Source organism: Streptomyces sp. NPDC001544 (assembly GCF_042894285.1).
Taxonomy (GTDB): Bacteria; Actinomycetota; Actinomycetes; order Streptomycetales; family Streptomycetaceae; genus Streptomyces.
The window spans coordinates 347868-374212 of the sequence record NZ_JBIAVN010000007.1; the positions used below are offsets into that span (position 1 = coordinate 347868).

A 26345-nucleotide genomic window follows, 5' to 3' on the forward strand; every position below is an offset into this window, starting at 1 on the left:
AGATGGGGGACGGGGTGCGCACGCTGGCCCACGGTTCCTGGCCCTCGCCCATCGACGCGGCACTGGCCGCCGCGCACGACGGGCAGCCTGAATGGGTGGGCTTCGTCGGCGACGAGACGTGGTGGACGGAGCCCCGGCCCGCCGAGGGCGGCCGCCGCACGCTGGTGCGGAGCGCGGGCCGGGCGGACCGGGGGGAGGAGTCGGTACTGCCCGCGCCGTGGGACGTGCGCAGCAGGGTGATCGAATACGGTGGCCGGCCGTGGGCCGCGGTGGTCGACCACGGACACCCCCTCCTGGTGTTCGCGCACTTCGCCGACCAGCGGCTCTACCGGTACGAGCCCGGCCGCGAGCCGAGCCCGCTGACCCCGGTGTCGCCGGTGGGTGGCGGGCTGCGCTGGGCGGAGCCGCTGGTGCTGCCGGAGCGGGGCGAGGTCTGGTGCGTGCTGGAGGAGTTCACCGGGGAGGGGCCGGGCGACGTGCGCCGCGTCCTGGCCGCCGTGCCGCTGGACGGCTCCGCCGCCTCGGACCGGGGCGGCGTCCGCGAACTCATCGAAGCCCGGCACAGGTTCGTGACCGGGCCGCGTCTGTCTCCGGACGGGCGGCGGGCCGCCTGGCTGGCGTGGGACCATCCGCGGATGCCGTGGGACGGTACGGAGCTGGTCTGTGCCGAGGTGGGCGACGACGGCATGCTGCATACCGTACGCACGGTGGCCGGCGGGCCGCAGGAATCCGTCGCCCAGTGCGAATGGTCGGCGGACGGCGGTCTGCTGTATGCGAGCGACCGCAGCGGCTGGTGGAACCTGTACCGCGACGGCGTCCCGCTCTGCCCGCGCGAGGAGGAGTTCGCCGGCCCGCTGTGGAAACTCGGGCAACGCTGGTTCGCACCGCTGACGAGCGGGCTGATCGCCGTCCTCCACGGTCGCGGGTCGACCGCACTCGGGGTACTGGATCCCGAGACCGGTGAGGTCGTCGACGCGACCGGCCCCTGGAGCGAGTTCGCGCCCACCCTCGACGTACGGGGGGACCGTGTGGTGGGCGTGGGGGCGGGCCCGCGCCGCGGCTACGAGGTCGTCGAACTGGACGCAGGCACGGGACACGCCCGGGTGATCGGCGCCCGGCACACCGACCCGGTGGACCCCGCCCACTACCCCGAACCGCGGATCCGCACCTTCACCGGCCCCGGCGGCCGGGAGGTGCACGCCCACGTCTACCCGCCGCACCACCCCGGCTGCGCCGGACCCGACGGCGAGCTGCCGCCGTACGTCGTACGGGCGCACGGCGGGCCCACCGGCAGGGCGCCACTCGCGCTGGACCTCGGCATCGCCTACTTCACCTCCCGCGGCATCGGGGTCGCCGAGGTGAACTACGGCGGCTCGACCGGGTACGGCCGCGCCTACCGGGACCGGCTGCGCGAGCAGTGGGGCGTCGTCGACGTCGAGGACTGCGCGGCCGTCGCCCTAGCCCTCGCCGCGGAAGGCACCGCGGACCGCCGGCGGCTGGCGATCCGGGGCGGCAGCGCGGGTGGCTGGACGGCCGCGGTCTCCCTGACCACGACCGATGTCTACGCCTGCGCAACGATCGTCTATCCCGTCCTGGACCTCATGAACTGGGCGTCGGGGGAGACCCACGACTTCGAGTCGCACTACCTCCACACTCTTGTCGGGCCGCTCGCCGAGGTGCCCGGACGGTACGCCGAACGGTCACCGACCGAACACGCCGACCGGATCACCGCGCCGTTCCTGCTGCTCCAGGGCCTGGACGACGTCATCTGCCCGCCCGCGCAGTGCGAACGCCTCCTCGCCCGGATCCAGGGACGGGGCGTGCCGCACGCCTACCTCGCCTTCGAGGGCGAGGGACACGGCTTCCGGCGGGCGGACACCCTGGTCAGGGCGCTGGAGGCGGAGCTGTCTCTGTACGCTCAGGTGTTCGGCCTGCACCCGGCAGGCATTCCCACCCTGGAGCTGGTCACATGAAGCAGCTGGTCCGCCCCGCCCGTCTCGCCCCCGGCGCCCGGGTGGCCGTCGTCGCCACCAGCGGCCCGGTGCCCGAGGAACGGCTGCAGGCCGGACTGGACGTGCTGCGCGGCTGGGACCTCGATCCGGTCGTCGCGCCGCACGTGCTCGACCGGCATCCGGAGTTCGGCTACCTGGCCGGCACGGACGCGGACCGTGCCGCCGACCTGCAGAACGCCTGGTGCGACCCGGCCGTGGACGCGGTGCTGTGCGCCCGGGGCGGGTACGGCGCCCAGCGGATGGCCGACCTGCTCGACTGGGAGGCGATGCGGGCCGCCGGCCCGAAGGTGTTCGTCGGCTTCAGCGACATCACCGCCCTGCACGAGGCCTTCGCCACCCGCCTGGGGCTCGTCACGCTGCACGGCCCGATGGCGGCAGGCGTCGACTTCATCAAGAACGCGCGGGCGCAGGAGCATCTGAAAGCCACCCTCCTCGCTCCGGAGACCGTCTGCACGATCCGCTCCGGCGGCCGCGCCCTGGTCCCCGGCCGGGCCCGGGGTGTCACCCTCGGCGGCTGCCTCTGCCTGCTCGCCGCGGAGTGCGGCACCCCGCACGCCCGGCCCTCGGCCCGCGGCGGGCTGCTGTGCCTGGAGGACGTGGGCGAGGAGACGTACCGCCTGGACCGCTACCTCACCCAGCTGCTCCGCGCGGGCTGGTTCGACGGGGTGCGGGGGGTGCTGCTGGGGTCCTGGGAGAACTGCGAGGAATACGACCGGGTGCGCGCCCTGCTCGTCGACCGGCTCGGCGCCCTCGGTGATGTCCCCGTCGTCGAGCGGTTCGGGTTCGGCCACTGCGAGGGGGCGCTGACGATCCCGTTCGGGACCGCCGCGGAACTCGACGCGGAGGCCGCCACCCTGACGCTCGACGAACCCGCCCTCGGCTGACAGCGGGAGCACTCCCGGCTCACGAGACGCCGGGCCCATGACGCCGTAGGCTGGCCGGATGCCGCATGCCGTGTCCCGATACCTCGCCGAAGGCCCCCGCGTGGGGATACGTCACTTCACCTACGAGGACGGTCCGGAGTTCGCCGCCCGTGCCCGGGAGAGCAAGGACCTGCACCACCCGTGGCTGTTCCCGCCGGCCACCGAAGAGGCGTACACGGCGTACGCGGGACGGCTCATCGAGGACCCGACGAAGGCCGGGTTCCTGGTCTGCGAGAAGGACGACGGGGCCATCGCCGGGTTCATCAACATCAACAACATCGTCGGCGGCGGCTTCCAGTGCGGTGCCCTGGGCTACGGCGCCTTCGCGCACGCGGCCGGGCGCGGGCTGATGCGCGAGGGCCTCGGCCTGGTGGTGGACCACGCTTTCGGGCCCATGCGGCTGCACCGGCTGGAGATCAACGCGCAGCCCGGCAACGCCGCCTCCATCGCCCTCGCCCGCGGCGCCGGGTTCCGTCTGGAGGGCTTCTCCCCGAAGATGATCTACGTCGACGGGGACTGGCGGGACCACGAACGGTGGGCGATCACCGCCGAGATGCGGGCTTGAAGTTGACCTTCATCGTGTCGAGGTCCGTGACGGTCGACCGCAGCCCGGTGAAGCCGTACCCCAGGCCGCGCAGCGCGGTCTCCGCCCGGTCCTCCGCGATCGCCGCCGCCATCTCCTCGCCGTCCGCCGCGTCCGAGACCACCACGTACCGCAGGGAGAAGTGCTTCAGCGGCGACGGCTCGTACGACAGCGAGCCCTCCTCGGTGAAGCGCATGCTCGCCATCCCGTGATCGGCCGCCTCCGCGAGCAGCCGCGCCCGCGCCTCCTCGGTCAGCCCGTCCCAGGTGCCCCGGACGATGACCCGGTAGGTGTGCTGCTCGCCCATGCGTTCTTCGGCCCCCTCGTCGAAAACGGTTGAGGGCCGACTGTACGTCGTGAACGATGTGCCGCATGCGGAATATCGTCGTGCTCGACGCGCCCTCCAACTTGGGCCTGCGTCCGCCCGCCCCCGGAACCGTACCCGGCTGCTACAAGCTCGCCGGCGCCCTGCGGGAGCAGGGGATCCTCCAGCGGCTGGGTGCCGCGGAGGGCGGGGTGGTGGTCCCGCCGCGCTACGACCGGGGCGACTGGCAGGAGGGCGACGGCGTGTTCAACGCGGCCGCGCTCGCCGCGTACACCGTGAAACTCGCCGACCGGCTCGAACGACATGTGCGCGGCGGTGACTTCCCGGTGGTCCTCGGCGGCGACTGCTCCATCCAGCTCGGCGCGTCCCTCGCGCTGCGCCGCATCGGACGGTACGGGCTGGCCGCCGTCGACGCCTCGCCCGACTTCCGGCACCCGGGCAACTCCGACCGGATCGGCGCGGCCGGCGGCGAGGAGGTCGCCCTGGGCACCGGGCGCGGACAGGAGGACCTGACCGACCTGGAGGGTCTCCGGCCCTACCTCCGGGACGAGGACATACGGTTCTTCGGCATCCGCGACTGCTTCCAGGAGGACCGCGCCGAACTGGCCGCCCTGAAGATACCGGTGGCCACGGTCGGCGATCTCCGTGAGCAGGGCGCGGACACCGCCGCCCAGGCGGCCGTACAGGCCTTCGAGGTGCCCCAACTCGACGGTTTCTGGGTGCACTTGGACGCGGACGTCCTGGACCCGGCCGTGATGCCCGCCGTGGACAGCCCCGACCCGGACGGCCTCGTGCCCGAGGAACTCGTCGCGCTGCTGCACCCGTTGCTCGCCTCCCCGTGCTGCGTCGGCCTCAACGTGACCATCTACGACCCCGACCTCGACCCCGACGGCACGGCGGCCGCCCTGCTCACCGACGCCGTCGTGGCCGCCTTCGCGGAGTCCTGAGAGTAGCCCGGTAAGGGGGGTGGGAGGGGGAGCGGCTCAGCCGGCCTGGTCCACGTACTCGAACACCGCGCCGTCCGGATGCATCACGATCAGATTGCGGCCCACCGGCGTCGCGACCGGGCCGGCGATGATCCGGGCGCCGAGGCCGCTGAGGACCCGGTGGGCCTCCTCGACGTCCTTCACGGCGATGGTCGCGGTCACCTTGCGCAGCACCTCCAGTTCCGCCTCGGGGCCGCTCATCAGCAGGAACGAGCCGACGGCGGCGACCTGCACCCCGCCGCGGGCGAAACTCATCGCCCGGGCGCCGGTCAGGCGCTCGTAGAACGGGATCGCGGTCTCGAGGTCGTCGACGTAGATGCGCAGTGCGGCTCCCTGGATATCCATACGGGCGAGCCTAGTTGCGGCGGCCGGGGGAGGGAGAGCCCTTCACCCGATCCCCTCCGCCCGGCCGCAGGGATCACGCGCGGGCGCGAGGCCGTCACGGAACGCGTTATGCGTACGTGTGTGCGGGTACCCGCAGGGCATGGACCGCTTGGATCATCTGGAGCACCTGGACAAGCATCTGGTCGACGAGCTGGCGCAGGTGGCGCGCGAGACCGTGCGCGACGAACTGCGCGAGCAGACCCGCAAGCAGCGCCGCACGGCGACGCTGTACGCGGCATCCGGAGCCGTCGCCCTGTACGCGGGCGGCGCGCTCGCGGTCGCGCTGGGCCTCGCCCTGGCCACCGGCCTGCCCGGCTGGGCGGCCGCGCTGATCGCCGCCGTGATCCTGGGAGTCGCGGCCTACGCGCTGCGCGGCGCCGCCCGGCCCAAGCACAACCACCACCCCGCGGCCCCCGCTCACGTGGTCGGCGGCACCCCGCCCGCCGGGCCTCCCGGCGGCCTCGGCACACCGTACCCGCCCATGCCGAACACGGCGCCGGGCACGGGCGCGGACCTGGGTGAGGATCTGGAGGGACCGCACCACCGGGCCTGACCCGCGTACGCGGATCCGCGTACCGGATCCGCGTAGGACCTCCCGGCCCCGCCGGCCCGCAGGCCGGCGGGGCCGGCTCAGCTCCCGCCGCCCGTGAGCTGCGGCAGCACCTTCGTGCGGTAGAAGTCGAAGAAGCCCCGCTGGTCGGGGCCGATCTGGTTGACGTAGACACGGTCGAAACCGGCGTCGGCGAAGGCGGACAGCGCGGAGACGTGCTCGTCGACGTCGTCGCCGCAGACCCGGCTCTCACGGACCTTGTCCTCGGTGATCAGGGGCTGCAGCTGCTCGAAGTGCCGGGGCGTGGGCAGGATCTGACCCATCTCGCCGGGCAGCAGCTCGTTGGCCCACAGTTCGCGCACCCGGCGGACGGCCTCGTCGCGGTCGGTGCCGTAGCAGACCTTCGTACCGCCGCTGACGAGCTTGGCGCCCCCGCCGCCCTTGCGGAACTGGGTGACCATCTCCTCCTCCGGCATCATCGTGATGTAGCCGTCGCCCACCCGTGCGGCGAGCTGGGTGGCCTTGGGGCCGAAGCCGGAGATGTCGATGGGCACCGGTTCGTCGGGGACGGTGTAGAGGCGGGCGTTCTCCACGGTGTAGTGCGTGCCGTGGTGGTTGACCTCCTCACCGGTGAACAGCCGGCGCATCACCTGGATGGATTCCTCCAGCATCTCCAGCCGGATGTGCAGCGGCGGCCAGCCGTCGCCGAGGATGTGCTCGTTGAGAGCCTCGCCGGTGCCGACGCCGAGCCGGAAGCGCCCGCCGGTCATCACCGCGCTGGTCGCCGCCGCCTGCGCCACCACCGCCGGGTGCATCCGCACGGTGGGGCAGGTCACCGCCGTCTCGATCGGCAGCGAAACCGCCTCCGACAGCGCGCCGATGACCGACCAGACGAACGGAGCGTTGCCCTGGGCGTCGTTCCACGGGTGGTAGTGGTCCGAGATCCACAGAGCCTGGAATCCGGCCTGTTCGGCCATGCGGGCCTGCTCCACGAGCTCGGCGGGACCGTGTTCCTCGGTCGACAGGAAATAGCCGTATTCGGGCATGGGGATGTACCTCCGCGACACGTGCGGCCGTGTCTGGTCGGGCGGGATCGGTGGGATCCCGGCCCGGGTAACCGCACGGGGTCGGGGCGAAACGCCCGGCCTCCCCGGCGTTTGGAGGCCTTTGCCAAGGGGACGCGGTAGACCTCGGACGAGCCACACCGCCGGAGGCGCACCGTGAGTCGACCCCGCATCGTGATCGTCGGCGCCGGCTTCGCCGGATACCGGGCCGCCCGCACCCTCTCCCGGCTGACCCGGCGCCGGGCACACATCACCCTGCTGAACCCGACCGACTACTTCCTGTACCTGCCCCTGATGCCGCAGGTCGCCGCCGGGATCCTGGAACCGCGCCGGGTCGCCGTCTCCCTGTCCGGCACCCTGCCGCGGGTGCGCCTGGTGCTCGGCGAGGCCGACGGCCTCGACCTGGACGGCCGCACCGTGCACTACACCGACCCCGAGGGCGGCACGGGCGAGCTGGCCTACGACCGCCTCGTACTGGCCGTCGGCAGCGTCAACAAGCTGCTGCCCGTTCCGGGTGTCGCCGAGCACGCACACGGCTTCCGCGGCCTGCCCGAAGCGCTGTACCTGCGCGACCACGTCACCCGGCAGGTGGAACTCGCCGCAGGTTCCGACGACCCGAAGAGCTGCGCCGCACGGTGCACCTTCGTGGTGGTAGGAGCGGGCTACACCGGCACCGAAGTGGCCGCGCACATGCAGATCTTCACCGACCAGCTGGCACGCCGGCAGCCGCGTCGGCCGGTCGTGCGGCCCCGCTGGATGCTGCTGGACATCGCGCCGCGCGTCCTGCCGGAGATGGACGAACGTCTGTCGCATACAGCCGACCGTGTACTGCGTGAACGTGGTGTCGACGTCCGGATGGGCACCTCGGTGAAGGAGGCGACCCATGACGGTGTCCAGCTCACCGACGGCGACTTCGTGGAGACCCGCACGCTCGTCTGGTGCGTCGGCGTACGGCCCGACCCGCTTGTGGAGAGCACCAGGCAGCCCCTGGAACGGGGGCGCCTCATCGTCGACCCGTACCTCCAGGTGCCGGGCCGGCCCGAGGTGTTCGCGTGCGGTGACGCGGCCGCCGTACCCGACCTCGGCAACCCGGGGAAGTTCACGCCGATGACGGCCCAGCACGCCTGGCGGCACGGCGGCACGGCCGCGCACAACGTGGCGGCGTCGCTCGGGATGGGTGAGCGACGCCCCTACCGCCACCGCGATCTGGGCTTCGTCGTCGACCTGGGCGGCGTCAAGGCCGCCGCCAACCCGTTCGGCGTGCCGCTGTCCGGTCCGGCCGCCGGCGCGGTCACCCGCGGCTACCACCTCGCGGCCATGCCGGGCAACCGTGTCCGGGTCGCCGCCGACTGGCTCCTGGACGCCGTACTGCCGCGCCAGGGCGTCCAGTTGGGCCTCGTACGCTCCTGGTCGGTGCCCCTGGACACGGCCTCACCGGAACTCGCACGCGTCCCCGGCGGGCGGCCGAGCGGAACGGGACCGGGCGCGGCCCTGGCCGCCGACACCGGCGACGAGCCCGGCGAGAACCCGCCCGGCGACGAGCCCGGCGAGAACCCGCCCGGCGACGAACCGGCGGAGCCACGGCCGGCCCCCGAGCCCGCCAGGAACCAGCCCGGCGGCGAGCCCGCCAGGAACCAGCCCGGCGGTGAACCCGCCAGGAACCAGCCGGGCGGTGAGCCCGCGAAGAACCAGCCGGGCGACCATCCCGCTCCGGGCCCCGTCAGGCGCCCGGACACCCCTGCGGAAGGAGACTCATGAACAGCGCCGAACTCGTCGAACTCGGGCAGCAGCTGCGCGTGGACAGCGTGCGGGCCGCCGCGGCGGCGGGCTCCGGGCATCCGACGTCCTCGATGTCCGCGGCGGACCTGGTGGCGGTGCTTCTCGCCCGCCACTTCCGCTACGACTTCGAGCGTCCCGACCATCCCGGCAACGACCGCTTCGTACTCTCCAAGGGCCACGCCTCCCCGCTGCTGTACGCCGCCTACAAGGCGGTCGGAGCGATCGAGGACGGCGAACTGCTGACCTTCCGCAAGCTCGGCAGCAGGCTGGAGGGCCACCCCACCCCGCGGCGGCTGCCCTGGGTGGAGACCGCCACCGGCTCCCTCGGCCAGGGCCTGCCGGTGAGTGTCGGTATCGCCCTGGCCGGCAAGCGACTGGAGCGCACCGACTACCGGGTGTGGGTGCTGTGCGGAGACAGCGAACTCGCCGAGGGCTCGATCTGGGAGGCCGCCGAGCACGCCGGGTACGAGCACCTCGACAACCTGACGGCGGTCGTGGACGTCAACCGCCTCGGCCAGCGCGGTCCCACCCGGCACGGCCACGACCTGGAGGCCTACGCCCGCCGCTTCCAGGCGTTCGGCTGGCACACCGTGGAGATCGACGGCCACGACGTGGACGCCATCGACCGTGCGTACGGCGAGGCGGCCTCGACGACCGGGCAGCCGACCGTGATCCTCGCCCGCACCCTCAAGGGCAAGGGCGTCGCCGCCGTCCAGGACCGCGAGGGACTGCACGGCAAGCCGCTGCCCGAGGCGGAGGAGGCGATCGCCGAGCTGGGCGGGGAGCGCGACCTCACCGTCCGGGTGCGGGAGCCGCAGGCCGCCCGTATGCTGCACGCCGTCCGCGACGCCTCCCTCGAGCTGCCGACGTACGACAAGGGCGACAAGGTGGCCACCCGCAACGCCTTCGGCGAGGCCCTCGCGGCACTGGGCGCGGCCCGTGGCGAGGTCGTCGCCCTGGACGGCGAGGTCGGCGACTCCACCCGCACCGAGCAGTTCGCCAAGGAGCACCCCGACCGCTTCTTCGAGTGCTACATCGCCGAGCAGCAGCTCGTCGCCTCGGCCGTCGGGATGGCGGCGCGCGGCTGGGTGCCGTACGCCGCGACCTTCGCGGCCTTCCTGACGCGCGCCTACGACTTCGTGCGCATGGCCTCGATCAGCGGCTCCGGCATCAACCTCGTCGGCTCCCACGCCGGCGTCGCCATCGGCCAGGACGGGCCCTCGCAGATGGGCCTGGAGGATCTGGCGATGTTCCGGGCGGTCCACGGCTCGACCGTGCTGTACCCGTGCGACGCCAACCAGACCGCCAAGCTCGTCGCGGCCATGGAAGGCCTCGACGGCATCCGTTACCTGCGCACCTCGCGCGGGGAGAGCCCGGTGATCTACGGGCCCGACGAGGAGTTCCCCGTCGGCGGCAGCAAGGTGCTGCGTTCCAGCGACGAGGACCGGCTGACCCTCGTCGCGGCCGGTGTGACCGTGCACGAGGCGCTGGCCGCCGCCGACGCCCTGGAGGATGAGGGCATCCGGGTCCGGGTCGTCGACCTGTACTCCGTCAAGCCCGTCGACCGGGACACCCTCAGGCGGGCCGCCGAGGAGACCGGCTGCCTGCTCACCGTCGAGGACCACCATGAGGAGGGCGGACTCGGCGACGCCGTCCTGGACGCCTTCACCGACGGCAGGCCCGTGCCCCGGCTGGTCCGGCTCGCGGTGCGGAACATGCCGGGTTCGGCGGCCCCCGACGAGCAACTGCACGCCGCGGGCATCGACGCCGCGGCCATCGCCGCCGCCGGGCGGCTGCTGGTGGGGGAGGCGGTGGTGGGGTGAGCGACGACGTGCGGACGGTGCGTGCGGGCCGTCGCACGGTCGACGTGCACCGGCCCGGCAAGGTGCTCTTCCCCGGCGACGGCGACGGCGACAGTGCCGGTGAGAGGGACGGCGGCGCGCAGGAACGCGTCCGGAAGGAGTACACGAAGGACGACCTCGTCGAGTACTACCGGTCCGTGGCGCCGTTCATGCTGCCGCATCTGCGCGGCCGCCCGCTGATGCTGGAGCGGTACCCGGACGGTCTCGACGGCCCCAGGTTCATGCAGAAGAACACCCCGGACCACTACCCGGACTGGATCACCCGGGCCGAGGTCGCCAAGGAGGGCGGGACGGTCACGCACACCGTCTGCGACGACACCGCCACCCTGGTCTTCCTGGCCGACCAGGCCTGCCTCACCCCGCACCGATGGCTGTCGCGGTCCGACCGAGGCCACGGCGTCGACCGTCCGGACCGGATGGTCTTCGACCTCGATCCCCCGGGCGACTCGGCCGACGACTTCAGGGCGGTACGGGAGGCGGCCCGGCTGCTGGGCGGGCTGCTGGACGACCTGCGGCTGCCCTCGGCGCTCATGACCACCGGCTCGCGCGGCCTGCACGTCGTCGTGCCCCTGGACGGCCGTCACGACTTCGAGGAGGTCCACGTGTTCGCCCGGGACGTCGCCGGTCTGCTCTCCGCCGGGCATCCCGACCGGCTCACCACCGCCGCACGCAAGAAGGACCGCGGCGACCGGCTCTACCTCGACGTGCAGCGCAACGGCTACGCCCAGACCGCCGTCGCCCCCTTCGCCGTCCGCGCGCGGCCCGGCGCACCCGTCGCCGTCCCCGTCTCCTGGGACCAGCTCGACGACCCGGGCCTCGGCCCCCGTCGCTGGACCATCGAGGATGCCGTCGACCAGGCCCGCAGTGATCCCTGGGCGGGGCTGCTCGGCCGCGGACGCTCGCTGGGCCCGGCCAGACGCCGGCTCGACAAACTGGTTGGCTGATGCACATACCCTTCCTGCGCAGGTCCGACGGCCCGCGCCGCCGAAGCATGCGCTCCAAAGGTTTGGCCAACGTCCTTCCGGCCACACGGAGGGGAGAGGTGGCCATGTCGAACACAAAAAACACATCCGATTCGCAGAGCTCACAGAAAGCTCAAGAATCACAGGAAACCGACAACTCGCAGGACTCACAGGACTCACAGGAGCCACAGAAGGACACCGACCGGCACACGGCGGCCAAGCACCGGCCGAGCCCGATGGAGGTGCTGCGCGGGGCGCGCGCCCAGCTCGCGGAGCTCACCGGCCTCACCCCCGAGTCGGTCTCGTCCTTCGAACAGACCGAGGACGGCTGGTCGTTGGAGGTGGAGGTCCTCGAACTCGCCAGGGTTCCCGACACGATGAGCCTGATGGCGAGCTACCAGGTCGAACTCGACCCGGAGGGCCAGCTCACCGGCTACCGGCGTGCCCGCCGTTACGAACGCGGGCGGGCCGACGCACGCGGCCGCTAGGCCGCCCGCAGTCAGCACGTCCGTACACCATCACACAGACAAGGAGGCGCGGTCGGCATGACCGTAGTCCCGGCACAGCAGACCGGCGGCGGAGGCGGCAGCAGCGGCCTCTACGACGTACTGGAACTCGTCCTCGACCGGGGTCTCGTCATCGACGCGTTCGTGCGTGTCTCCCTGGTCGGCATCGAGATCCTCAAGATCGACGTGCGTGTCGTCGTGGCCAGCGTCGACACGTACCTGCGCTTCGCCGAGGCGTGCAACCGGCTCGACCTCGAGTCCGGCCCGCGCAAGGACCCGGGCCTGCCCGACCTGGTCGGCGAGCTCACCGAGTCCGGCGCCCGCGGCAAGTCCAAGGGAGCGCTGTCCGGTGCCGCCGAGACCGTCTCGGACGCCTTCAAGCAGGCACGCGGCGAAGGTGAACAGCAGGAATCCAGGCCGCGGCCCCGCAAGACCGCGGCACGCAGGAAGGAGGAGCAGGAGTGAGCACCTACGTCTACGCCATCACCGCCGGCTCGCACCCCGCGCTTCCCGAGGGCATGGGCGGTGTGGGTGAGCCGCCGATGCCGGTGCGGATCCTGAAGGAGGGCGACCTCGCCGCCATCGTCAGCGACGCCCCCGAGGGACTGCGCCCCAAGCGCAGGGACCTGCTCGCGCACCAGAACGTGCTGGCCGAGTCCGGCGCGGCCGCCTGCGTGCTGCCCATGCGGTTCGGCAGCGTCGCCTCGGACGACGCCGCGGTCACCGGCGTCCTCGCCGAGCGGGCCGACCACTACAAGGAGCGTCTGCGGGCGCTGGACGGCAAGGTCGAGTACAACGTCAAGGCCAGCCACGTGGAAGAGGCCGTCCTGCACCGCGTGATGGCCGAGAGCCCGGAGCTGCGCGCCCTGGCCGAGGCCAACCGCAAGTCGGGCGGCGGCAGTTACGACGACAAGATCCGCCTGGGCGAGATGGTGGCCTCCGCCGTCAAGGCCAAGGAGGCGGAGGACGCCACCGAGGTGCAGCGTGTGCTGGCACCGCTCACGGACGCCGTGAGCGTGGGCCCCGAGTCCACGGGCTGGCTGGTCAACGTGTCGTTCCTGGTGGACCGCGGCTCGGCCGAGGACTTCCTCGCCGCAGTCGAGGAGGCCCGCCGGTCCCTCGCCCACCTCGAACTGCGTGTCAACGGACCGCTGCCGCCGTACAGCTTCGTCGAGCCCGGCCCCGCCGAGCCCGCGGGCACCACGGCCGGTGCGGACGCGGGAGCGGAGTAGGGCCCCGCGTGAAGCGGAGGGAGTAGCGGATGGGACTGATCAGTGAGGTGCTGCTGCTGCCGTTCGCGCCGGTGCGCGGCAGCGCGTGGGTGATCGGACAGGTGCTCCACGAAGCGGAGCGGATCTACTACGACCCCTCCACCATACGGGCCGAACTCGCCCGCCTCGAGGAACAGCTGGAGGCGGGCGAGATCACCGAGGAGGAGTTCGACCGGCGCGAGGACGAGCTTCTCGACCGGCTGGAGACCGCCATGGGATCCGGCGAGACGACGGGCAACGGGACAGGAATATGAACCGAACGGCGCTTGGCCTCGCGATAGGGGCAGGGTACGTCCTCGGGCGTACCAAGAAGATGAAGATGGCCGTCGCGGTCGGCTCGCTGGTGGCCGGCAAGAAGCTGAACCTCAGCCCACGAGCGCTCGGCGACCTGCTGAACCAGCAGCTCAAGAACAACCCGCAGTTCAAGGAGATCGGCGACCAGCTGCGCGAGGACCTGCGGGGCGTCGGCAAGGCCGCGTCGGGCGCCATGGCCGAGCGGCAGATGAACGCCCTCGCGGACCGGCTGCACGGCCGCACCGCCCAGGTCCGCGACCGGCTCTCGGGTGCGGTGCCCGGCACCGGGTCCGAGGAGTCCGAGACGGAGGACGCCGAGGACACCGAGGACGCGGACACGCGCCAGGGGCGGGACGAGCAGGAGGAGTCCGAGGACGAGGGCCGGGAGTCCGGGAAACCGGCCGCCAAGAAGGCCCCCGCGAAGAAGGCCCCGGCCAAGAAGGCGGCGGCGAAGACGGCCCCCGCCAAGAAGGCGGCCGCCAAGAAGGCGCCCGCCAAGAAGACGGCGAAGAAGACCCAGGGCACGGCCGGGAAGACGGCCGCGAAGAAGACGGCCGCGGCCGGCGACGCCACCCGGTCCCGGCAGCCGAAGGGTGGCGATGAAGGATGACCGAGACAGTCGGATCCGCGACCTCCGCGGCAGGTAAGGCGGCGGGCGGAGCCACCGGTGCGGCGAAGAACAACCCCCTCACCGACCTGGCCCACAGCGAGGCCGCCGACCGCCTCAAGGAGGAGGTCCAGGAATACCTCGGGGCGCAGGCCCAGCGCCTGCTGACCGGCTTCGGCCGCAAGCTCGGCGAGACCACGGTCAAGCTCAACGACATAGCCGAGGGCAACAGCCCCGGCTTCGCCAAGCTGGCCCTGGAAGGCGGCCGCAAGATCGCCCAGGGCAAGGGCCCGCTGCGCTCGGCGCTGGAACTCGGCGCCTCCCGAGCGAAGGACACCGTCATGGACAAGCTGAAGGGCCTGGGGGGCGGCGGGGGCGGCGGCAAGGGCAAGCGCAAGAGCGGCCACAAGCCCACCGTCATCATCGAGTCCGTGGACGTCGGCGTGCCGGTGCGCACCGCCTACGACCAGTGGACCCAGTACCAGGACTTCTCCACCTTCGCCAAGGGTGTCAAGAGTGCGAGCCGCGCCGGCGAGACCGACTCCGACTGGCAGGCGAAGATCTGGTGGTCCAGCCGTAGCTGGAAGGGCCGCACGGTCGAGCAGATCCCGGACTACAAGATCCAGTGGACGACGGAGGGCGCCAAGGGCAACACCAAGGGTGTCGTCTCCTTCCACCGGCTCGACGACAACCTCACCCGCGTCCTGCTGGTCATCGAGTACTACCCGAGCGGCCTCTTCGAGAAGACCGGCAACATCTGGCGCGCCCAGGGCCGCCGGGTCCGGCTCGACCTGAAGAACTACGCACGGTTCATCACCCTCAAGGGCGAGGCGGAGGACTCCTGGCGCGGAGAGATCCAGGACGGCAAGGTCGTCAAGAGCCACGAGGACGCCGTCGCCGAGGAGGAACAGCAGCAGTCGGCCGACGAGGGCGGCGAGGAGCCGGAGGGCGAGGAGCAGGAGGAAGGCGAGGAGTACGAGAACGAGGCCGAGGGCGAGGAGGAGCCCGAGGAAGAGGCCGAGGAGGAGCCCGACGAGGAGTACGACGCCGAGGCCGAGGGCGAGGAGGAAGAGCCCGAGGAGCCCGAGGAGGAAGAGGGCGAAGAAGAGGCCGACGAGGCTCCGTACGCCGAGGAAGAGGGGGATGAGTACGAGAACGAGGCCGAGGGCGAGGGCGAGGAGGAGCCCGAGGAGGAGGCCTACGAGGAGGAAGAGGAACCCGAGTACGCGGAGCGCGGGAGCCGTCGATGACGACGCCCAACCGGCTCCCCGAGCCCTATGGGCAGGGCGGGGGCGCCAACCTCGCGGACATCCTCGAGCGCGTGCTCGACAAGGGGATCGTCATCGCGGGGGACATCAGGATCAACCTGCTCGACATCGAACTGCTCACCGTGAAACTGCGGCTCATCGTCGCCTCAGTGGACAAGGCGAAGGAGATGGGCATCGACTGGTGGGAGAGCGACCCCGCCCTGTCCTCCAAAGCGCGCCGGGACGAGCTCACGCGCGAGAACGCCGAGCTGCGCGAGCGGCTGGCACGGCTGGAGGAGCTGCAACTGGAGCCGCGCCGCGCGCAGAAGGAGGAACCATGACCGGACTGCGGTACGTCTACGCCGTCTGCCGCCCCTTCGGCGCGCCCCTGCAGGCCCAGCTGACGGGCATCGGGGGCGCCCCGCCGGCGCTGCTGCACCACCACGGACTGGTCGCGGTCCTCAGCACGGTCTCCGAGGCCGACTTCGCCGAGGACGCACTGCGCGCCCGTCTGGAGGACCTGGACTGGCTGACCGCGACCGCCCGCGCCCACCAGGGCGTGATCGACGCGCTCACCACCGTCACCACCCCGCTCCCGCTCCGCCTGGCCACCGTCTTCCGTGACGACAGCGCCGTACGGACGATGATCGAGGCCCGGGAGGAGGAGTTCCGGCGCACCCTCGACCGGCTCGAGGGCCGGGTGGAATGGGGAGTGAAGGTGTACGCCGACATCGCTCAGGCCCAGCCGGAAAGCCCTTCGCCGAAGCCCGCGTCGGGCCGGGACTACCTGCGGCAGCGGCGTGCGCAGACCCGGTCGCACGAGGACATGTGGCAGAAGGCCGAGGCATTCGCGGACCGCCTGCACCGGGAGCTTTCCGAAAAGGCCGAGAACTCCCGGCTGCACGCCCCGCAGAATCCCGAACTCTCCGGTGCCTCCGGGCGTAACGTGCTCAACGCGGCCTATCTCGTGCCCCGTGCGCATTCCGAGGAATTCGTGGAAATGGTGGACAGCGCGAAAGACGAAACCCCTGGGCTGCGGGTGGAACTCACCGGCCCGTGGGCGCCCTACTCCTTCGCCGGTGACGCCGTGACCCGGGCTCCGCGTGAGGAGGAAGAGGGCGGGGAGGGCACGTGACCGTCATAGAACGCCGCGAGATCGCCCTGGTGGACCTGCTGGACCGGTTGCTGGCCGGCGGGGTGGTGATCACCGGGGACATCACGTTGCGCATCGCGGACGTGGACCTCGTCCGTATCGACCTGAACGCGCTGATCAGCTCGGTGAACGCGCAGGTCCCGTCACCGTTCGAGTGAGGAGCCGTCATGACCCCGCGCAACCGTCTGGACCTGGAGCCCGACACGGTCGAGCGCGACCTGGTGAAACTCGTCCTGACCGTTGTGGAGCTGCTGCGGCAGCTGATGGAGCGGCAGGCGCTGCGCCGCTTCGACACCGGCGATCTCACCGAGGAGCAGGAGGAGCGGATCGGGCTGACCCTGATGCTCCTGGAGGACCGCATGGCCGAGCTGCGCGACCGCTACGGACTGCGGCCCGAGGACCTGAACCTGGACCTCGGGCCGCTCGGACCACTGCTGCCCCGGGAGTGACGTCCTCGGCGTCACCCGGGGTCAATTCACCACCTGTACCAGCGGCTCCTGCCGCCGCCCGCGGCGGTTCCGCGTACCAGGAAACCCAGCAGCCAGACCACGAGGACTGCAAGGGCGATCCACCAGAGCAACTTCACCGCGAAACCGGCGCCGAAGAGAATGAGCACCAGAAGCAGTACCAGCAGGATGGGAACCATGATGTGAACCTCCTGCATTCCGGGTTTCCCGGAAATCCGTGATCAGGCTCACTTTCGGCACAGAATTTCTCCGTGCAGGACGGCGAACCAGCCGTCCTGCCGCTCACCCCACTCCCGCCACGCCCGTGCCACCTCCGCGAGCTGCCCGGGCGTCGCGTGACCGCCCTCGGTGGCACGGGCGGCGTAGGAGGAGGCGACGGTGCGGTCCGCCCACAGCCCGCTCCACCAGGCCCGCTCCTCGGCGTCGGCGAAGGTCCAGGTGGCGGAGGAGGCCGTGATGTCGGTGAGCCCGGCGGCCAGCGCCCAGGACTTCAGCCGGCGTCCGGCGTCCGGCTCACCGCCGTTCGCCCGGGCCACCCGCAGGTACAACGCGAGCCAGTCGTCCAGACCGGGCACCGCCGGATACCAGGTCATCGCCGAGTAGTCCGCATCGCGGACGGCGATGAAGCCGCCCGGCCTCGTCACCCGGCGCATCTCGCGCAGCGCCTGCACGGGATCGCCGACGTGCTGCAGCACCTGGTGGGCGTGCACGACGCAGAAGGTGTCGTCCGGATAGTCAAGGGCGTGCACGTCGGCGACGGCGAAGTCCACGTGCGCCAGGCCCCGTCCGGCCGCCGTGGCCCGCGCCTGCTCCAGGACGCCCGGTGCGTGGTCGACCCCGGTGACATGCCCGTCGGGGACCAGCGCCGCCAGGTCGGCGGTGATGGTCCCCGGCCCACAGCCGATGTCCAGGATCCGCATGTGCGGTTCGAGCGAGCCGAGCAGGTAGGCCGCGGAGTTGGCGGCGGTCCGCCAGGTGTGCGAACGCAGCACCGACTCGTGGTGTCCGTGCGTGTAGACGGCGGTCTCCTGTGGCTTGGGCATCACTGCACCCCGTTCGGTCGTCGGTGAGCGTCACGGTACGCCCATCGGCCGAATGATGAGACCTTTTATCTCGCTATACGGACACCACTATGCGGACGCCGTGCGGACGGCGCTGTGCGGACACGCTGCAAGGGCAGACCGCACGGGTACGTGATTCATCGTGTCGGCGGGAGCGGGCGGTAGACCGTCAGCGCCTCGGGCAGCTTCTCCAGCGTCACCTCACCCGACACCTCGGTGACCTCGCCGTCGTACGCCAGGGGTGTGCCGGGCTCCACCCCGGCCAGACGCAGCCGGCCCACCTGCACCGCCGCGTGCGCGGGGGAACGGGTCAGCGGTCCCGCCGCGGCCGCGGCGAGCAGCCGCAGCGCGGGCCGGCGGCTGCCGTGCACCACCCGTACGTCCAGCAGCCCGTCCGCCAGATCGGCACGTCGGCCCGGCGCCAGCCCCATGCGGTGGTAGATCCCGTTGCCGACGAACAGCAGCCACAGCGGACGGGTCTCGCCGCCGACCTCGACCGCCAGCGGATGCCGGTCGGCGCGCAGCACACGCAGCGCGCCCAGCACCCCGGCCGACCAGCCGCCGATCCGGCCCGACCAGCGTTCCCGCTCGCGCACCAGCTCCGGGTACACGCCCAGACTGAGCGTGTTGAGGAAGACGCCCTCGCGGTCGCGCGCGGTGAACCGGCCGACGTCCACCCGCACCCCCTCACCGCGCTCGACGGCCCCGGCGAGGTCCCGTGCGTCCTCCACGCCGATGTCGAGGGCGAAGTGGTTGAGCGTCCCACCGGGCAGCACCGCCAGGGGGAGGCCGTGGCGCAGGGCGACCCCGGCGGCGGCGTTCACCGTGCCGTCGCCCCCGCACACCCCCAGCACCCTGGCCCGCGCCGCCGCCTTCTCCAGTTCGGTGCGCACCTCGTCCGGCGCACACTCGACGACCTCCGCCCGCGGCAGGGCGTCCCGCAGCGCGCGCACCCGGTCGGAGGTCCCAGAGGCCGTGTTGGCGACGACCACCAGGCCCTCGCCCTCCTCCAGTGCCGGCACCTCGGCACGCGGCCGGGCCGGTGGACTGCCCTGCGCCCGGGTCGGCACCAGGCCCCGGACCGCGTAGGCGGCGCCCACGCCGAGAGCGGCGCCCGCCAGGACGTCGCTGGGGAAGTGCACGCCGGTGTACACGCGGGACATGGCGACGGAGAACGCCACCGGGGCCACCACCGCCCCCCAGCCCGGTGACTCCAGGGCGACACCGGCCGCGAAGGCGGCCGCCGACGCGGAGTGGCCCGAAGGGAAGGAGGTGGTGATCGGCTGCCGCTTCAGCCGCCGCGCCAGCGGCACCGGGTCCAGCACCGGACGCGGGCGGCGCACCGAGCGCTTGCCGAGGGTGTTGATGGTCAGGGAGGCCAGGCTCAGCGAGGCCAGGCCCCGGACGGCGGCCCGGCGGGCGCGTGGCGTGCGCACGGCGGCCATGGCGGCGGCGGTCGCGAACCACAGCACCCCGTGGTTGGCGCTGCGGCTCAGCCGCGGCAGCACCCGCTCGGCGCCGGGCCAGCTCCGCTCGGCGGCCGCCTCGAACAGCCGGCAGTCCAGGCCGAGCAGCTTGTCGCGCAGGGCGTGCGGGCCGGGCCGGGGGACGGTGAGGTCGACGTCTGGGCTCATGTGGGTGCGGATACCCTGAAGTGCCCGTTTCTTGTCGGCGGACATCCGTCCGACGCCGCCCGCGGTGGAAGGACCCCGCATGCGCCTGCTCCTCGTCCGGCACGGCCAGACCCCGTCCAACGTCGACTTCCTGCTGGACACCGCCGTTCCCGGCCCGGGGCTGACCGAGCTCGGCGAGCGGCAGGCCGCCGCCCTCCCGGGGGCGCTCGCGGGTGAGGACATCGAGGCCCTGTACGCGTCCACCCTCGTCCGCACCCAGCTCACGGCGGCCCCGCTGGCCGCCGCCCGGGGTCTCGAGGTGACCGTCCGGGACGGCATACGCGAGGTCGCGGCGGGGGATCTGGAGATGCTGCCCGGCGACTCGGGCCTGGGCGAGCTGTACATGCGTACGGTGTTCGCCTGGGCGGCCGGGGACACCGCGCTGCGCATGCCCGGCGGGGAGAGCGGCGCCGAGGCGCTGGCCCGGTACGACGCCGTCGTCGCCGAGGCCGCCGAAAGCGGTGCCGGCACCGTGGCCCTGGTCAGCCACGGCGCGGCCATCCGCATGTGGACCGCAGCCCGCGCCGGCAACGTCGACGTGGCCTTCGCCGCCGCCCGGCCCCTGGACAACACCGGAGTGGTGGTACTGGAGGGCTCCCCGGCCGACGGCTGGAAGGCGCTCACCTGGCAGGGCACGGTCGTGGCCCCGGCGGGGGAGAGCGGGCCGGCCGGGCAGCCGGTCGACGCGGCCGGATAAGCGTTTGCCCCAGGTCCCGGGCGCCCCGGAGAATGCCTCCCCATGGGACACCTGGAAGCCGCGCACCTCGAGTACCACCTCCCCGACGGGAGGACCCTGCTCGGGGACGTGTCCTTCCGGGTCGGCGAAGGCGCCGCCGTCGCCCTGGTCGGCCCCAACGGCGCGGGCAAGACCACCCTGCTCCGCCTGATCGCCGGCGAGCTCAAGCCGCACGGCGGCACGGTCACCGTCAGCGGCGGCCTCGGCGTGATGCGCCAGTTCGTGGGTTCCGTACGGGACGAGACGACCGTGCGCGACCTGCTCGTCTCCGTCGCACCGCCCCGCATCCGGGAGGCCGCGCGGGCCGTCGACGAGGCCGAGCACGCCGTCATGACCGTCGACGACGAAGCCGCCCAGCTGGCGTACGCGCAGGCGCTCGCGGACTGGGCCGAAGCACGCGGGTACGAGGCGGAGACGCTGTGGGACATGTGCACCACGGCCGCGCTCGGCGTCCCCTACGAACGCGCCCAGTGGCGGCAGGTGCGCACCCTCTCCGGCGGCGAGCAGAAGCGACTGGTGCTGGAGGCGCTGCTGCGCGGCACCGACGAGGTGCTGCTGCTGGACGAGCCGGACAACTACCTCGACGTGCCCGGCAAACGCTGGCTGGAGGAGCGCCTGAGGGAGACCCGCAAGACGGTCCTGTTCGTCTCCCACGACCGTGAACTGCTCTCCCGCGCCGCCGACAAGATCGTCTCCGTGGAACCCGGACCCGCCGGCGCCGACGCCTGGGTGCACGGCGGCGGCTTCGCCACCTACCACGAGGCCCGCCGGGAGCGCTTCGCCCGCTTCGAGGAGCTGCGCCGCCGCTGGGACGAGAAGCACGCCCAGCTCAAGAAGCTCGTGCTCAACCTCCGCCAGGCGGCCTCCGTCAGCCACGAGCTGGCCTCCCGCTACCAGGCGGCCCAGACCAGGCTGCGCAAGTTCGAGGAGGCGGGACCGCCGCCCGAGCCGCCGCGCGAGCAGGACATCCGGATGCGCCTCAAGGGGGGCCGGACCGGTGTACGGGCCGTCACCTGCGAAGGCCTCGAACTGACCGGTCTGATGAAACCGTTCGACCTGGAGGTCTTCTACGGCGAACGGGTCGCCGTCCTCGGCTCCAACGGCTCGGGCAAGTCGCACTTCCTGCGCCTGCTCGCCGGTGACGACGTCGCGCACACGGGGGAGTGGAGGCTCGGGGCACGGGTCGTGCCCGGGCACTTCGCCCAGACCCACGCCCACCCGGAGCTGGAGGGCCGCACCCTGCTCGACATCCTGTGGAAGGAGCACTCCCAGGACCGCGGCGCGGCCATGTCCCGGCTGCGCCGCTACGAGCTCACCCAGCAGGCCGAGCAGCCCTGCGACCGGCTCTCCGGCGGCCAGCAGGCCCGTTTCCAGATCCTGCTGCTGGAACTGGCCGGCGCCACCGCCCTGCTGCTGGACGAACCGACCGACAACCTCGACCTGGAGTCCGCCGAAGCCCTGCAGGAGGGCCTGGAGGCCTTCGACGGCACGGTCCTCGCGGTCACCCACGACCGCTGGTTCGCCCGCTCCTTCGACCGCTTCCTCGTCTTCGGCAGCGACGGCCGGGTACGTGAGACGGCCGAGCCGGTGTGGGACGAGCGCAGGGTGGAGCGGGCCCGGTAGGCAGCACCGGACCCGCCCCACCCGGGCCGCACCGGACCCGCTCCGCAGGCTCTCCCGCTTGTCACTTCCAGCGCAGCAGCGCGCCCAGGCCGCCCGCCGGAGTGTCGTCCCCGGTGCCTTCCAGCACCGGGGCCAGGGACAGCGCGGTGGCGTCCGTCGCCACGGCGGAGCGCAGCAGCGCGTCATCGGCACGTGCCGACCAGGAGTGCTGCTCACCGAGGACCTGCAGCTCCGTCCTGCGCACCGCCAACTGGTCCGGGTCCTCCCCGATCCACACCTCGCGGTGCAGGTCGGGCCCGTCCGGCCGGAGCAGCAGCTCCTGAAGACGGTGTTCCCGCGCGGCCTCCACCAGCGCGGGCACGCCCTCGGCGGCGCCGGCGCGGCCCTCGTCGTCCGGGGCGCGCGAGGCCCGGAACCGGTCCAGCTCCGCCGTGACCCGGGCGCGCACCCGCTCGGCGCGTACCTGCTCCACCTCGGTGTCCAGCAGCCTGCTGCCGGTGCCGTGCGATGCCTCCACCACGCGTTCCTCCAGCCGCTTGGGCAGCCGGTCGTGCACCTCGCGCCGCTCCCGGTCGTCACCGACCAGGATCAACAGGTCCGCCCGTGTCTCGTCCTGGCAGACGGCGAGCGCGTCGGCGATCTCCGCCGCGTTGTGCTCCCAGGTGTTCTCCACCTTCAGCTGGAAGTGCCGCTCCGACCAGTCGGCACTGCTGGTCCGGTGGAGGGGATGCTGCCGGCCGACGACCGCGCCCGCCTTCTGCCGGCCCAGCGCGCTGCGCAGCTCGAAATCGGCGCCCCGCCGGTCGATGTACGCCACGATCGCCACCGGGTCCTCACCGGCCAGGTCCAGCAGCGGGGCCACCCGCGGCAGCGGTGCCCACACGGCGAGACTGCCCTGCGGCGGGCGCGCCGCCAGCAGCGGGTCGAGCACGACCTCGCCGGATCGCGCGAACACGGCCCTGCCGTACGGGTCGGGGGAGTGACGCAGCGCCTCGATCGCCTCCTCCACCGCCCGGCACGTGGCGTCGTCCGCGCCCTGGTCCTTCAGGTCCCGCGCCATCGCCTGGGCGGTCAGGTGCAGCTCGTGCGGCGTGTCCTCCGCGTGCTGGGAGGTGTCGACGTACACGGAGGCCCAGGGGCCGGACTGTTCGTACAGTGGATTGAGAAAGGCGAGATCCATTGATTCCCTCCCGGATGCCGCTCGGGGGTAGTGCGTCCGGGGCGGGTACCCGTACCGCATGAACGCACACGACGAGCGGGACATCGCGATGACCGGAGTCGATCCCAGCCGCCTGGACGACCAGCAGCTCATGAAAGAGCTCGAGACGATCCACCGCACGCGCCACGACACGCTGCTGTACGGCTCCAACGACGCGCTGCGGGCCCACAACGAGCGCATGGCCCAGCTGGAGGGCGAGTACCTGCGCCGCAACCCGCGCCGACTGGTCGCCGCGGGCCGCACCCGGGAAGGGGCCAGGGAGCGCAGCTGCGCGGAGTCGGCCTCGCCCGACGGCTCCGGGACATGACGAAGCGGGGCTCCCCGGGAAGGGGAGCCCCGTAAGGCGGCACTGTGCTCTCAGCGGCGCGTCTGAGCGGCGCGTCTCGGCGACGCGTCTCATTGACGCGTCTCAGCAGCGCAGCGGCGGTCGGCCCCAGTGCCGGTGACCCGCGATCGCGGCCACGAACGCCCGGACGAAGTCCGCGTGCGCGGCCCCCGGCGCGGTGTCCGTGACCACGCCCCGGTCGCTGATCATGTGGTGGAACTCCGTCGACAGCCTGAGGCCCTCCGGTTCCAGCGCCGACAGGATCCCGACGCCGGAACCCAGCGCCCCGATGGGCTTCCCGTGCCGGTATGCGGAGCGGACGAAACGCATCGCGTCGGGGTCGCCGGTGATCGCGGGTGTTCCGGTGGGGCCGCCGGGGAGCAGGACGGCGTCATACAGGACGGAGGCGACCGTAGGCAGTGCGCGGTCGACCGTATACGATCGCCCGTCGACCCCCGTCACCGGTTCCTCCGTCGCCGCCAGCGCCTCCACGATCGCCCCCTCGGCCGCCAGCGCCTCCCGTACGGACCCCAGCTGCTCGGCGTCCACACCGTCGGTGACCAGCACCGCGACCTGCCGGGTCCGGATGGAGCCGGCACCGCGCAGCGATTCGAGGCTCAGCGCGGGCGAGACCTGCTTGACCGTCGCCGACTGAGCGGCCGACGGCTCGGGCACCCCGACGCCGCGCGCCACCTGCGCCGCGAGATCGCCGTCCACGTGGGCGAGCTGCTCGACCGTCCGCGCCCGCACCGCCCGCGCGTCGACCTTGCCCAGCTCGAACCGGAAGGCCGCCACGATGTGCTGCTTCTCCCAGTCGGCCATGCTGTGCCAGAACAGCGCGGCCTGGCTGTAGTGGTCCTGGAAGCTGGGGCTGCGGCGGCGGATCTTCGCCCCGTCCACCCGCTCGGTGTAGTGGGTGAACGCCGAACCGCCCGCCCCGGCGTGCGCCGGGCAGCCGCCGCCGAGGGAGTTCGGGAAATAGTTCGTACCCCGGTGGACGGTGCCCTGGTGGTAACCGTCGCGATGGTTGTTGCGCACCGGCGCCACCGGCCGGTTCACCGGGATCTGGGTGAAGTTGGGGCCGCCCAGCCGGATCAGCTGCGTGTCCAGGTAGGAGAAGTTCCTCGCCTGCAGCAGCGGGTCGTTGGTGAAGTCGATGCCGGGCACGACGTTGGCCGTGTGGAAGGCGACCTGCTCGGTCTCCGCGAAGAAGTTCTCCGGGTTGCGGTTGAGCACCATCCGGCCGATCGGCCGCACCGGCACCTGCTCCTCCGGGATGAGCTTCGTGGCGTCCAGCAGATCGAAGTCGAACGCGAACTCGTCCTCCTCCGGCACCAGTTGGACACCGAGTTCCCACTCCGGGTACTCGCCGGCCTCGATCGCCTGCCACAGGTCCCGCCGGTTGAAGTCCGGGTCGCGGCCCTGGCACTCCTGCGCCTCGTCCCAGACCAGGGAGTGCACGCCCGGCTTCGGCGTCCAGTGGAACTTCACGAACGTCCCACGCCCCTCGGCGTCGACGAACCGGAAGGTGTGCACGCCGAAGCCCTGCATCATCCGGTAGCTGCGCGGGATCGCCCGGTCCGACATCAGCCACATGATCGCGTGCAGGGTCTCCGGCTGCAGCGACACGAAGTCCCACAGGGTGTCGTGCGCCGACGCCCCCGTGGGGATGTCGTTGTGCGGCTCGGGCTTGACCGCGTGCACGAAGTCCGGGAACTTGATGCCGTCCTGGATGAAGAACACCGGGAAGTTGTTCCCCACCAGGTCGTAGTTGCCCTCGGACGTGTAGAACTTCGTGGCGAAGCCCCGCACGTCCCGCACCGTGTCCGCCGACCCCTTGGGGCCCTGCACGGTGGAGAACCGCACGAACACCGGCGTCCGCACGGACGGATCCTGCAGGAACGCCGCCCGGGTGAACTCGGCGCAGGACTCGTACGGTTCGAAGTACCCGTACGCGCCCGCACCGCGCGCGTGCACCACCCGTTCCGGGATCCGCTCGTGGTCGAAGTGGGTGAGCTTCTCCCGGAAGTGGAAGTCCTCCATCAGGGTCGGCCCGCGCTCGCCGGCCGTCAGCGAGTCGTCGGTGTGGTCGACCTCCACGCCCTGATCGGTGGTGAGCGGACCCTCTGTGGGGTCGTCGGCGTAGTGCGTCTCGCGCTGTTGCTCTTTCCGGTCGGCCGGGACGCCCATCAACCGGCCTCTCCCGCGAACACATGCACGAACGCGTCGCAGAACGCCTTCAGGTCGTCCGGCTTGCGACTGGTGATCAGCTGGTTGGAACCGGCGTCACAGATCTTCACCTCTTCGTCCACCCAGGTGCCGCCCGCGTTGCGGATGTCCGTGCGCAGGCTGGGCCACGAGGTCAGCGTCCGGCCGCGTACGACGTCCGCCTCGACCAGCGTCCACGGAGCGTGGCAGATCGCGGCGACCGGACGGCCCTGATCGAAAAAGTCCTTCACGAACGCGACGGCCTTCTCGTCCATCCTGAGGAAGTCCGGATTGGCCACCCCGCCGGGCAGGACCAGCGCCCCGAACGAGCCGGCCGACGTCTCGCCCACCACCTCGTCCACGGGGAACGTGTCCGCCTTGTCCAGATGGTTGAACGCCTGGATCCTTCCGGATTTCGTCGACACCAGAACCGGCTCGTGGCCGGCGTCCGAGGCCGCCTTCCACGGCTCGGTCAGCTCGACCTGCTCGACCCCCTCGGGAGCCACCAGAAACGCGATGCGCATG

30 protein-coding genes are annotated in these 26345 nt (G+C 72.2%); 21 read left to right on the top strand and 9 right to left on the bottom strand.

The window, feature by feature from the left end; genetic code table 11:
* Positions 1-2: 2 nt before the first annotated feature.
* The 3 genes from ACFY0F_RS20950 to ACFY0F_RS20960 are packed head-to-tail and all read left to right on the top strand — an operon-like array spanning position 3 to position 3500.
* Positions 3-1973, top strand: a complete 1971-nt coding sequence (locus ACFY0F_RS20950; protein WP_388796086.1) for a prolyl oligopeptidase family serine peptidase — start codon at positions 3-5, stop codon at positions 1971-1973.
* Positions 1970-2896 (top strand): LD-carboxypeptidase, encoded by a 927-nt coding sequence (locus ACFY0F_RS20955; protein ID WP_388796089.1) that lies wholly within the window; start codon positions 1970-1972, stop codon positions 2894-2896. The genes ACFY0F_RS20950 and ACFY0F_RS20955 overlap by 4 nt, the downstream gene beginning before the upstream one ends.
* A gap of 58 nt (positions 2897-2954) precedes the next feature.
* Positions 2955-3500 (top strand): GNAT family N-acetyltransferase, encoded by a 546-nt coding sequence (locus tag ACFY0F_RS20960; RefSeq protein ID WP_388796092.1) that lies wholly within the window; start codon positions 2955-2957, stop codon positions 3498-3500.
* Here ACFY0F_RS20960 and ACFY0F_RS20965 read toward each other — a convergent pair.
* On the bottom strand, positions 3478-3825 hold the full coding sequence (locus tag ACFY0F_RS20965) for a DUF6204 family protein (RefSeq protein WP_388796095.1): 348 nt from the start codon (positions 3823-3825) through the stop codon (positions 3478-3480). The genes ACFY0F_RS20960 and ACFY0F_RS20965 overlap by 23 nt on opposite strands.
* A gap of 65 nt (positions 3826-3890) precedes the next feature.
* Here ACFY0F_RS20965 and ACFY0F_RS20970 point away from each other — a divergent pair, with 65 nt between their 5' ends.
* Positions 3891-4790, top strand: a complete 900-nt coding sequence (locus ACFY0F_RS20970; protein WP_388796097.1) for an arginase family protein — start codon at positions 3891-3893, stop codon at positions 4788-4790.
* Positions 4791-4826: 36 nt separating this feature from the next.
* Here ACFY0F_RS20970 and ACFY0F_RS20975 read toward each other — a convergent pair whose 3' ends face one another.
* Positions 4827-5174 (bottom strand): VOC family protein, encoded by a 348-nt coding sequence (locus tag ACFY0F_RS20975; RefSeq protein ID WP_388796100.1) that lies wholly within the window; start codon positions 5172-5174, stop codon positions 4827-4829.
* Positions 5175-5313: 139 nt separating this feature from the next.
* Between ACFY0F_RS20975 and ACFY0F_RS20980 the strand changes: the two genes are divergently transcribed.
* On the top strand, positions 5314-5766 hold the full coding sequence (locus ACFY0F_RS20980) for a phage holin family protein (protein WP_388796103.1): 453 nt from the start codon (positions 5314-5316) through the stop codon (positions 5764-5766).
* Positions 5767-5843: 77 nt separating this feature from the next.
* On the opposite strand, the gene ACFY0F_RS20985 is transcribed toward ACFY0F_RS20980, so the two are convergent.
* Positions 5844-6809: an LLM class F420-dependent oxidoreductase gene (locus ACFY0F_RS20985; RefSeq protein ID WP_388796106.1), complete on the bottom strand. Its 966-nt coding sequence runs from the start codon at positions 6807-6809 to the stop codon at positions 5844-5846.
* 174 nt (positions 6810-6983) lie between these two features.
* Here ACFY0F_RS20985 and ACFY0F_RS20990 point away from each other — a divergent pair, with 174 nt between their 5' ends.
* The 13 genes from ACFY0F_RS20990 to ACFY0F_RS21050 all read left to right on the top strand — a co-directional run bounded on the left by ACFY0F_RS20990 (position 6984) and on the right by ACFY0F_RS21050 (position 16957).
* Complete coding sequence (locus tag ACFY0F_RS20990) at positions 6984-8585, top strand: FAD-dependent oxidoreductase (protein WP_388796109.1); 1602 nt, start codon at positions 6984-6986, stop codon at positions 8583-8585.
* Entirely contained in the window at positions 8582-10429 is a 1848-nt protein-coding gene (locus ACFY0F_RS20995; protein WP_388796112.1) for a transketolase, read from the top strand. The genes ACFY0F_RS20990 and ACFY0F_RS20995 overlap by 4 nt, the downstream gene beginning before the upstream one ends.
* Positions 10426-11412, top strand: a complete 987-nt coding sequence (ligD, locus tag ACFY0F_RS21000; protein WP_388796115.1) for a non-homologous end-joining DNA ligase — start codon at positions 10426-10428, stop codon at positions 11410-11412. Before ACFY0F_RS20995 ends, ligD begins: the two co-directional genes overlap by 4 nt.
* Before the next feature lie 104 nt (positions 11413-11516).
* Positions 11517-11918: a gas vesicle protein gene (locus ACFY0F_RS21005; protein ID WP_388796117.1), complete on the top strand. Its 402-nt coding sequence runs from the start codon at positions 11517-11519 to the stop codon at positions 11916-11918.
* Positions 11919-11975: 57 nt separating this feature from the next.
* Positions 11976-12401, top strand: coding sequence for a gas vesicle structural protein GvpA (locus tag ACFY0F_RS21010; RefSeq protein WP_388796120.1), 426 nt, complete (start codon positions 11976-11978; stop codon positions 12399-12401).
* Entirely contained in the window at positions 12398-13168 is a 771-nt protein-coding gene (locus tag ACFY0F_RS21015) for a GvpL/GvpF family gas vesicle protein (protein ID WP_388796123.1), read from the top strand. Before ACFY0F_RS21010 ends, ACFY0F_RS21015 begins: the two co-directional genes overlap by 4 nt.
* A gap of 29 nt (positions 13169-13197) precedes the next feature.
* Positions 13198-13461, top strand: a complete 264-nt coding sequence (locus tag ACFY0F_RS21020; protein ID WP_388796126.1) for a gas vesicle protein GvpG — start codon at positions 13198-13200, stop codon at positions 13459-13461.
* Complete coding sequence (locus ACFY0F_RS21025; RefSeq protein WP_388796129.1) at positions 13458-14111, top strand: DNA primase; 654 nt, start codon at positions 13458-13460, stop codon at positions 14109-14111. The genes ACFY0F_RS21020 and ACFY0F_RS21025 overlap by 4 nt, the downstream gene beginning before the upstream one ends.
* Positions 14108-15358, top strand: coding sequence for an SRPBCC family protein (locus ACFY0F_RS21030; RefSeq protein WP_388796132.1), 1251 nt, complete (start codon positions 14108-14110; stop codon positions 15356-15358). Before ACFY0F_RS21025 ends, ACFY0F_RS21030 begins: the two co-directional genes overlap by 4 nt.
* Positions 15355-15696 carry a gas vesicle protein gene (locus tag ACFY0F_RS21035; protein WP_388796135.1) on the top strand — a complete coding sequence of 114 codons (342 nt, stop codon included), beginning with the start codon at positions 15355-15357 and terminating at the stop codon, positions 15694-15696. Before ACFY0F_RS21030 ends, ACFY0F_RS21035 begins: the two co-directional genes overlap by 4 nt.
* Complete coding sequence (locus ACFY0F_RS21040; RefSeq protein WP_388796138.1) at positions 15693-16490, top strand: GvpL/GvpF family gas vesicle protein; 798 nt, start codon at positions 15693-15695, stop codon at positions 16488-16490. Before ACFY0F_RS21035 ends, ACFY0F_RS21040 begins: the two co-directional genes overlap by 4 nt.
* Positions 16487-16666: a gas vesicle protein gene (locus ACFY0F_RS21045; RefSeq protein WP_388796141.1), complete on the top strand. Its 180-nt coding sequence runs from the start codon at positions 16487-16489 to the stop codon at positions 16664-16666. The genes ACFY0F_RS21040 and ACFY0F_RS21045 overlap by 4 nt, the downstream gene beginning before the upstream one ends.
* A gap of 9 nt (positions 16667-16675) precedes the next feature.
* The gene (locus ACFY0F_RS21050; protein ID WP_388796144.1) at positions 16676-16957 is read left to right on the top strand and encodes a gas vesicle protein K; all 282 of its coding nucleotides are present in this window, start codon (positions 16676-16678) and stop codon (positions 16955-16957) included.
* 26 nt (positions 16958-16983) lie between these two features.
* Here ACFY0F_RS21050 and ACFY0F_RS21055 read toward each other — a convergent pair whose 3' ends face one another.
* The 3 genes from ACFY0F_RS21055 to ACFY0F_RS21065 all read right to left on the bottom strand — a co-directional run bounded on the left by ACFY0F_RS21055 (position 16984) and on the right by ACFY0F_RS21065 (position 19670).
* Positions 16984-17154 (bottom strand): hydrophobic protein, encoded by a 171-nt coding sequence (locus ACFY0F_RS21055; protein WP_388796148.1) that lies wholly within the window; start codon positions 17152-17154, stop codon positions 16984-16986.
* A gap of 48 nt (positions 17155-17202) precedes the next feature.
* Positions 17203-18018, bottom strand: coding sequence for a class I SAM-dependent methyltransferase (locus ACFY0F_RS21060; protein WP_388796150.1), 816 nt, complete (start codon positions 18016-18018; stop codon positions 17203-17205).
* Positions 18019-18173: 155 nt separating this feature from the next.
* Complete coding sequence (locus tag ACFY0F_RS21065) at positions 18174-19670, bottom strand: bifunctional phosphatase PAP2/diacylglycerol kinase family protein (RefSeq protein WP_388796153.1); 1497 nt, start codon at positions 19668-19670, stop codon at positions 18174-18176.
* Between the two features lie 79 nt (positions 19671-19749).
* On the opposite strand from ACFY0F_RS21065, the gene ACFY0F_RS21070 reads away from it, so the two are divergent.
* Both ACFY0F_RS21070 and ACFY0F_RS21075 read left to right on the top strand, forming a co-directional pair.
* A complete protein-coding gene (locus ACFY0F_RS21070; RefSeq protein ID WP_388796156.1) occupies positions 19750-20406 on the top strand; it encodes a histidine phosphatase family protein in 657 nt (218 codons plus the stop codon).
* Between the two features lie 42 nt (positions 20407-20448).
* Positions 20449-22068 carry an ABC-F family ATP-binding cassette domain-containing protein gene (locus tag ACFY0F_RS21075; RefSeq protein ID WP_388796159.1) on the top strand — a complete coding sequence of 540 codons (1620 nt, stop codon included), beginning with the start codon at positions 20449-20451 and terminating at the stop codon, positions 22066-22068.
* A 61-nt stretch (positions 22069-22129) separates the two neighbouring features.
* Here the strand turns inward: ACFY0F_RS21075 and ACFY0F_RS21080 are convergent, their stop codons facing one another.
* Positions 22130-23248, bottom strand: a complete 1119-nt coding sequence (locus ACFY0F_RS21080) for a Vms1/Ankzf1 family peptidyl-tRNA hydrolase (RefSeq protein ID WP_388796162.1) — start codon at positions 23246-23248, stop codon at positions 22130-22132.
* 58 nt (positions 23249-23306) lie between these two features.
* Here ACFY0F_RS21080 and ACFY0F_RS21085 point away from each other — a divergent pair, with 58 nt between their 5' ends.
* Positions 23307-23594, top strand: coding sequence for a DUF6158 family protein (locus ACFY0F_RS21085; protein WP_388796165.1), 288 nt, complete (start codon positions 23307-23309; stop codon positions 23592-23594).
* Between the two features lie 102 nt (positions 23595-23696).
* Here the strand turns inward: ACFY0F_RS21085 and ACFY0F_RS21090 are convergent, their stop codons facing one another.
* Both ACFY0F_RS21090 and ACFY0F_RS21095 read right to left on the bottom strand, forming a co-directional pair.
* The gene (locus ACFY0F_RS21090; protein WP_388796168.1) at positions 23697-25802 is read right to left on the bottom strand and encodes a catalase; all 2106 of its coding nucleotides are present in this window, start codon (positions 25800-25802) and stop codon (positions 23697-23699) included.
* Entirely contained in the window at positions 25802-26344 is a 543-nt protein-coding gene (locus ACFY0F_RS21095; RefSeq protein WP_388796171.1) for a type 1 glutamine amidotransferase domain-containing protein, read from the bottom strand. Before ACFY0F_RS21095 ends, ACFY0F_RS21090 begins: the two co-directional genes overlap by 1 nt.
* Between the last annotated feature and the right edge of the window lies 1 nt (position 26345).